This window comes from Planococcus chinensis, assembly GCF_042681545.1.
GTDB classification, from domain to species: domain Bacteria; phylum Bacillota; class Bacilli; order Bacillales_A; family Planococcaceae; genus Planococcus; species Planococcus chinensis.
Genome location: NZ_JBHUFW010000012.1, coordinates 213,487 through 219,718 on the forward strand (window position 1 = coordinate 213,487; position 6,232 = coordinate 219,718).

General features: G+C 49.8%; 8 protein-coding genes. 5 read left to right on the forward strand and 3 right to left on the reverse strand.

Annotated features, from left to right (window positions below; all coding sequences use genetic code 11):
- Positions 1-111: 111 nt before the first annotated feature.
- The 3 genes from ACFSDB_RS16555 to ACFSDB_RS16565 all read left to right on the forward strand — a co-directional run bounded on the left by ACFSDB_RS16555 (position 112) and on the right by ACFSDB_RS16565 (position 3,082).
- On the forward strand, positions 112-1,380 hold the full coding sequence (locus tag ACFSDB_RS16555; protein WP_204892713.1) for an acetyl-CoA hydrolase/transferase family protein: 1,269 nt from the start codon (positions 112-114) through the stop codon (positions 1,378-1,380).
- 111 nt (positions 1,381-1,491) lie between these two features.
- Positions 1,492-1,920 carry a MarR family winged helix-turn-helix transcriptional regulator gene (locus ACFSDB_RS16560; RefSeq protein WP_204892712.1) on the forward strand — a complete coding sequence of 143 codons (429 nt, stop codon included), beginning with the start codon at positions 1,492-1,494 and terminating at the stop codon, positions 1,918-1,920.
- Positions 1,913-3,082, forward strand: coding sequence for an MFS transporter (locus tag ACFSDB_RS16565; RefSeq protein ID WP_204892711.1), 1,170 nt, complete (start codon positions 1,913-1,915; stop codon positions 3,080-3,082). Before ACFSDB_RS16560 ends, ACFSDB_RS16565 begins: the two co-directional genes overlap by 8 nt.
- Positions 3,083-3,150: 68 nt before the next feature.
- On the opposite strand, the gene ACFSDB_RS16570 is transcribed toward ACFSDB_RS16565, so the two are convergent.
- Both ACFSDB_RS16570 and trhA read right to left on the reverse strand, forming a co-directional pair.
- The gene (locus ACFSDB_RS16570; RefSeq protein WP_204892710.1) at positions 3,151-3,927 is read right to left on the reverse strand and encodes a 2-keto-4-pentenoate hydratase; all 777 of its coding nucleotides are present in this window, start codon (positions 3,925-3,927) and stop codon (positions 3,151-3,153) included.
- A 165-nt stretch (positions 3,928-4,092) separates the two neighbouring features.
- Positions 4,093-4,740, reverse strand: a complete 648-nt coding sequence (trhA, locus tag ACFSDB_RS16575) for a PAQR family membrane homeostasis protein TrhA (protein WP_204892709.1) — start codon at positions 4,738-4,740, stop codon at positions 4,093-4,095.
- 137 nt (positions 4,741-4,877) lie between these two features.
- Here trhA and ACFSDB_RS16580 point away from each other — a divergent pair, with 137 nt between their 5' ends.
- A complete protein-coding gene (locus tag ACFSDB_RS16580) occupies positions 4,878-5,453 on the forward strand; it encodes a DUF1836 domain-containing protein (protein WP_204892708.1) in 576 nt (191 codons plus the stop codon).
- A complete protein-coding gene (locus ACFSDB_RS16585) occupies positions 5,450-5,893 on the forward strand; it encodes a YaiI/YqxD family protein (RefSeq protein ID WP_204892707.1) in 444 nt (147 codons plus the stop codon). Before ACFSDB_RS16580 ends, ACFSDB_RS16585 begins: the two co-directional genes overlap by 4 nt.
- Before the next feature lie 51 nt (positions 5,894-5,944).
- Here ACFSDB_RS16585 and ACFSDB_RS16590 read toward each other — a convergent pair.
- A partial coding sequence (locus ACFSDB_RS16590) for a transposase (protein ID WP_377340656.1) occupies positions 5,945-6,232 on the reverse strand: 288 nt, incomplete at its 5' end.

Below are 6,232 nucleotides of genomic sequence, written 5' to 3' on the forward strand. Positions count from 1 at the left end.
TCTTTTATTTGGCGGAAAAGTAGGAATAGAATGGCTACTGGCGAATCGTGGGAAATCTTGAAAAGCTGTGGTAAAGTTTAAAGATATTCATAAATCAGGAGTGTTGAACCCATGACAAAGAAATTAGATCCGCAAGAAGTGATTGGCCTTGTTGGCCAAGGCGCCGACATTATTGTGCCGATTGCCAACGGCGAACCGGTCCGGCTGCTCGATATTTTGGAGGAACATGCAGAAGGGCTGCAGGGCGTGAAAATCCATCAGATGCTCGCTTTGCGGAGCCGCCGGTATATCCAGGGCGAATTCGAAAACCTTAAGCACGTTTCCTATTTCCTGAGCGGCGCCACGCGGAAGGTCTACCAGGATGCAAAAATGGAGCTTGTACCGAACAATTTCCATGAAATTCCGCGTATGCTCCAGAAAGTGACGAAGATGTCGATGATCATGACGGTCGCGTCGCCAATGGACGAGCACGGATATTTCACATTCGGCACCCAGGCAGATTATATTTCGGAATTTGTCGGCAAAGTGCCGTTCATCCTGGAAGTCAACAAACATATGCCGAGAACATACGGCCGCAACCAGATCCATATCAGCCAGATCGCCGGTTTTGTCGAGCACCATGAGCCGCTGACAGAAGAGAAGACCGCAGCTGTCGGGGACAAGGACCTGCTTATCGCAGCATCGATCATTGAAGATATCCAGGACGGCGATACGCTGCAGATCGGCATCGGCTCAGTGCCGAATGCCGTCATCAGCATGCTGAAGGATCACCGGCATTTGGGGATCCATACGGAAATGCTCCCGGATGGCATCGTCGACCTGGTGAGGTCCGGAGCGGTCGACGGCACCCGGAAATTCACGAATGCCGGTAAGATCATCGGTACGTTCGCGTTCGGTTCGCAGAAGCTATACGACTTTATCGACAACAATCCGGTAGTGGAGTTCCAGCCGGTGAGCATCGTCAATGACCCGCGCGAAATCGCCAAAGAGAAGAACATCGTCTCCATCAATGCAACGACGGAAGTGGATCTGTTCGGACAATGTGCTTCCGAAACGGTCGGTGGCAAGTACTATTCTTCAAGCGGCGGACAGATCGATTTTGCCCGCGGCGTACGTTTTGCCGAAAATGGCAAAGGCTATATCTGCATGGCCTCGACTGCCAAAAACGATACCATTTCCCGCATCAAGCTCCAGCTTACACCAGGATCTGTCGTTACGACCGGCAAGAACGATGTCGATAATATCGTGACTGAACACGGCATCGCCCGGCTGCACGGCGTGTCGATTTCGGAACGCGCCAAACGCCTGATCAGCGTCGCGCATCCGAACTTCCGGGATGAATTGCTGTTTGACGCAAAAAAACAAGGCATCATCATTTAATAGAATCCAAAGCCCGCGTTCTGTTTATGCAGAAGCGGGCTTTAATCTTTACTTATTCAGCATCTCTTTATATACTTACCTAAGTAAATAAATGGAGAGAAGAGATATTCTATGCAGAAAATGCTATTTCATGAAGTTCATCAGAAATCGCGGCTGTCGGTGAAAGAAGTCAACGACGCCTTGAAAGAGTTCGGTTTATACAGTTCGCAATGGTCGATTCTTTTTTGCCTAAAGCAGTTCGGGCCCATGACCCAGAAAGGAATTTGGCAATACTTGAATGTCGAAGCGCCGACCGTGGCCCGGACCGTCCAGCGCCTGGAGGAAACCGGCTGGGTGATGCGAAAAGAAGGGGAGGACAAACGGGAACGGATTGTCCACCTATCGGAGCGGGCTGAGGGAAAGGTGAAAGAGATTGAACGGCGTATCGTTGGAGTGGAAGAAAAGCTCCTCACTTCGTTGTCTGAAGCCGAACAGCGCCAGTTGATGGAACTGCTGCAGAAAATCGGCAGCTCGTCAGAAAGAGAGGCAGACCATGAGTGAAAAGCGGCCAATCTGGACGAAAAACTTCATTAACCTGTCCATCAGCACATTCTTTATCTTTGCGGTGTTTTACGCATTGCTGACCTTTATCCCGATTTACGTCATGTCAAATCTGGGCGGAAGTGCTGCCCAAGCCGGCTTGGCGGTATCCGTGTTCCTAGTGTCGGCCATCATTGTCCGGTTTATCGCCGGCATGATTCTGGAAAAGTACGGCAAGCGCCGAGTATTGATCATCAGTGTGCTGATGTTCGCCATCAGCACCATTCTTTACGTGTTCATCAATGATTTCACGCCGCTGCTCTTGCTGCGCTTTTTCCACGGCATCTGGTTCAGTCTGGTGACGACTGTGGCCGGAGCGATTGCAGCAGACATCATCCCGCCGGAACGCAGGGGGGAAGGGCTGGGGTATTACGGCATTGCGATGAACTTGGCCGTCGTAGCGGGTCCGTTCATCGTCTTGTCGCTGCAGCCTATATTGGCGTCCCAGGTCATTTTCATGGTGCTGGGCGTCATTATGGCGATTGGCTTTTTATGTGCGTTCTTGGTGGAAATAGAGAAAGATGGCCGGGTGCGTCCGAGGGGGACGCGGAAACTTGCGATGGATGACTTTTTGGAAAAGAAATCATTGCCGATTGCAACGGTCGGTTTCTTGATTTCTTTTGCCTATGCCAGCATCATTGCGTTCATCTCCGTTTATGCAGAATCGCTCGGCCTTATTCAGACCGCGAGCTTCTTCTTTGTGGTCTATGCCATAGCGATGCTGCTCGTGCGGCCGATTACCGGTCGTATTTTTGATGCACATGGACCGAATGTGGTCGTTATTCCTTCCTGCATCGTGTTTGCCGTCGGGCTTTTTTCGCTGGCTTATACTGATTCTGCGTGGATGCTGCTGCTTTCAGGTGCCCTTGTCGGCCTCGGCTACGGCACGCTTCTTCCGAGTTTCCAGACACTGGCCATCGAAGCCGCTGATAAGCACCGGAGCGGCTACGCAACCGGTACATTTTTCGCGCTCTACGATTCGGGCATTGCTGTAGGTTCGGTATCACTCGGTCTCATTGCCGGGCTGTTCGGCTACTCGAACTTGTATCTTATATTGGGCATCTTTGTGCTGCTGATCATCTTTTACTATCGCTGGGTCATCAAAGGCCATAAGGCGGCTTAATCTGAAACACAAAAAAACTGGCGGAGAAAAGCAAAGCTTTCTCCGCCAGTTTTTCATTTATGGAATCGTTACCGCACTTTCAACGAAACTTCACCAAGTCCTTCATAACTAGCCGTGTACAGCCCTTTTTCCAATCGCTGGGGCAAAGTAAATGTACCGGAGGAGATGTACATGCCTTTTTTCAGCGAGCCCCCATGTCCGGCCAGCTCTTCTGCAAGCCATTTCACTGCATTGGCCGGATGGTCCAGTACAGTGCTTGAAGAGCCTGTGGCCAGTTCTTTCCCATTCAACGCCAATGTGCCCTGGATCTCTTGCAGGTCCCCGAAAGTGAGCCCGTCTTTTGGCGTGCCCGCAATGATTTTTCCGGCGACGGCGCTATCCGCGATCACTTGGCCGAGTGTGATTTTCGGAAACCAGTCTTCAAAGCGGGAATCCGGTACTTCGATGCCCGGCGCTACAAGCGATTTCTGCAGAATGGCATGGACATCGTCCTCAACCGAAAGATCTTCTTTCAGGATGAAAATCAATTCGATTTCAAGCAGCGGAGAAATCAGTGATTCCAATTCAATTACGCCCTCTGACAGGGAAGAACTGGTCAATGCCCCGTACAAAGGGGTTTCCGATTGGAAAAGGTCACGCGTCTCCGGGCTGGTCAAGCTGATTTTATAGCCTTTCACTTCTTCGGCAGAACCGGATGTTTTCTTCGACGTGACTTCGTGCTGGATGCGGTAAGCCGTACTTTTTTCCAGGTCCGCGGGAATGGCATCTTTGCCGATCGGTTCATTCTGCAAATACGCATTGAATAATTTTTCGGCCAGCCGGCTGTCTTCTTTGGTCAATTCCATTTCATCACTTCTCCTTAGAAAATGTTTGGACAATCATAACATGAAAGCCGCCCTCTGAAAAAGGGACCTCGCATCAGCTGCAGGCCGGTTATTAAGGGGGGATGCAAAAAACGCCATCCAAAAAAAGTCCTGCATCTCCTTCTTAGGGAAGTGCCGGACTTTTCATCAGATGACGTAAAAATAAACCGACAGGAAGTGGCAAAAGCTCCCCGCCAAAATAAACAAGTGGAAAATTTCATGAAAGCCCAAATGGGTATTGGCGAATAGTTTCGGCTTTAATGCATAAATCAGGCCGCCGATCGTATACAGGATGCCCCCTAAAACGAGGAGCAGGAGGCCTTGGAATGCCAGGCTGTCTGACAGAGGAACGATAGCGAAGACGATGATCCAGCCCATAGCAATGTAAAGGATGGTCGACAGCCAGCGCGGCGAATGAAACCAGATCATTTTAAAGAAGATGCCGCTCAGCCCGATGGCCGCCACCAGGAAGAAAAGCAGATTTCCGAGCCAGCCTTCGAGCACGATCAGGCAAAACGGCGCATACGAACCGGCAATCAGTGCATAGATCATGGAATGGTCAAGTTTCCTAAAAAAAGCGATGGTTCTTGGGTGGGCATTGATTGCATGGTATATGGCGGACGCGGCATACAGGCCGATCAAGCTTATGCCGAAAATGACGACGGACGCCAAATGGAGAGGCGGCGCTTGGTGATAGGATGCCTTGATCACCATGGCGAGCAAAGCAATAAATGAAAGGACGGCGCCGATTAAGTGTGAAAGTGAATTGAACGGTTCGCGTATATACTTTGTCATGATATGTACTCCTTGTTTTACGTAGTTTTAATAACTACATAAAATGATACTACTGTTGTTAAATGAAATCAAGTTTGGCGTAAAAGAGATAATAGAGTAGAATAAGGCTATCAAATAACCTGATGTAGGTGAGTGGAATGATGGATACCAAACAATTGATGGACAGCCTGGCGCTTGGCACCCAAGTCCGGCTTGAGGATATTCCAAAAATCGATTTGTACATCGATCAGGTCATCCAGCTGTTTGAAGAAGCATTTGAAGAAACGAAGCGCAATGAGGACGAAAAAATCCTGACAAAAACCATGGTCAATAATTATGCAAAAGGGAAATTGTTTTATCCGGTGCAAAACAAGAAATACACGCGCAACCATATCATGCTGATCAGTTTGATTTATCAGATGAAGAGCGGATTGTCGATCAATGATGTGAAAAAGGTGCTTGAGGGCCTCAATGAAAAAGCGGCGGAGCGGGATTGGAGCCTCGAGGGGTTCTATGAAAGCTTTCTGGAAGTCCAGCGCGGCAATGTGGAAATTTTCGCAGACGGCATCCAACGCCAGGCAATGAGTGCTGCGCAAGAAGTCAGCGGAATGGAAAATGCGGAGGAACTGGAGCAGATCTTATTGATTGCGTCCTTGATCCATACCAGCAATTTATTCAGAAGAGCCGCTGAGAAGATGGTGGATGAGCTGAATTCGCGGAGGGAAAGCCAATGACGAAAGTATTGATCGATGCAGACGGTTGCCCGGTGGTCGATTTGACAATTGCTGCAGCCAAGCGCTTCGGCCTGCCGGTTCTGCTGATTTGCGACACTTCGCACATCATGCAGCGTGAAGGTGCGGAAACCATCACCGTGTCCAAAGGGGCGGATGCGGTCGACTTTGTGCTCGTCAACCGGGTCGACAAAGGCGATATCGTGGTGACGCAGGACTACGGCCTTGCTGCGATGGTACTTGCAAAGCGCGGCGTCCCGATTGACCAGAACGGCCGCATCTATACGGAAGAAAACATCGAAGGGCTTCTTCACGGCCGCCATGTTGCGAAGAAAATCCGCCAGAGCGGTGGGCGCATGAAAGGGCCGAAAAAGCGCCGGCCTGAACACAACGAAGCTTTCGAAGAAGCGCTGGTCAAACTGCTTAAGGAAACTGCCCAATAAAATAAAAAGAGGGAGCCGGAAGGTAGTGACCCCTTAAAGTTAGAGTTTCAGTTATGCAGCTAATTGGCTGGCATGAATTCGGTAGTTTACCGGGCTCATGCCGGCCAATTTTTGTTTAATGCGTTCGTGATTGTAATAGTGGACGTAGCGTTCAATGTTCAGCTTCAATTCTTCATACGGGACCAGGGCTTCTCCGAAATACATCTCCTGTTTAAGCAAGCCAAAGAAATTCTCCATGGCTGCATTGTCAGCACATGTCGCCTTTCGGGACATGCTTTGGAAAATCCCGTTCCGCTTTAACGTTCTTACCCACAACCGGTGCTGGTAATGCCAGCCTTG